Raw genomic sequence first — 1,098 nt, forward strand, 5'->3', positions numbered from 1 at the left:
CCCGAGTAGCAGCGGACTCCTAGAATCTGCTGTGAATCTGCCAGGACCACCTGGTAAGGCTGAATACTTCCTGGTGACCGATAGCGGACGAGTACCGTGAGGGAATGGTGAAAAGTACCCCGGGAGGGGAGTGAAATAGTACCTGAAACCGTTCGCCTACAATCCGTCAGAGCCTTTCGGGGTGATGGCGTGCCTTTTGAAGAATGAGCCTGCGAGTTAGTGGCACGTGGCGAGGTTAACCCGTGTGGGGTAGCCGTAGCGAAAGCGAGTCTTAATAGGGCGATTTTAGTCGCGTGTTCTAGACCCGAAGCGGGGTGATCTAGCCATGGGCAGGTTGAAGCGTGGGTAAGACTGCGTGGAGGACCGAACCCACCAACGTTGAAAAGTTGGGGGATGACCTGTGGTTAGGGGTGAAAGGCCAATCAAACTCCGTGATAGCTGGTTCTCCCCGAAATGCATTTAGGTGCAGCGTCGTGTGTTTCTTGCCGGAGGTAGAGCACTGGATGGTCTAGGGGGCCTACAAGCTTACCGAAATCAGCCAAACTCCGAATGCCGGTAAGTGAGAGCGCGGCAGTGAGACTGCGGGGGATAAGCTTCGTAGTCGAGAGGGAAACAGCCCAGATCACCAGCTAAGGCCCCTAAGCGTGTGCTAAGTGGAAAAGGATGTGGGGTCGCTTAGACAACCAGGAGGTTGGCTTAGAAGCAGCCATCCTTTAAAGAGTGCGTAATAGCTCACTGGTCAAGTGGTTCCGCGCCGACAATGTAGCGGGGCTCAAGCACACCGCCGAAGCTGTGGCATTCACATTTTAACTTCGCGGCCAGACTTGCTCTGGTTGTGCAGGTGTGTGGATGGGTAGGGGAGCGTCGTGTTGCCAGGGAAGCGCCGGGGTGACCCAGGCGTGGAGGCTACACGAGTGAGAATGCAGGCATGAGTAGCGAATGAAGAGTGAGAACCTCTTCCGCCGAATGACCAAGGGTTCCAGGGCCAGGCTAATCCGCCCTGGGTGAGTCGGGGCCTAAGGCGAGGCCGAGAGGCGTAGTCGATGGATAACGGGTTGATATTCCCGTACCCGCAAAGGAACGCCCAAGACGAACCTT

The 1,098-nt window shown here is 56.2% G+C and carries 1 rRNA gene; it reads left to right on the plus strand.

Going from position 1 to position 1,098, the window contains the following annotated elements:
• Positions 1 to 1,098, plus strand: a 23S ribosomal RNA gene (locus tag Ato02nite_RS44690); the annotation flags it as partial.

This window comes from Paractinoplanes toevensis (assembly GCF_018332695.1).
Lineage (GTDB): Bacteria > Actinomycetota > Actinomycetes > Mycobacteriales > Micromonosporaceae > Actinoplanes > Actinoplanes toevensis.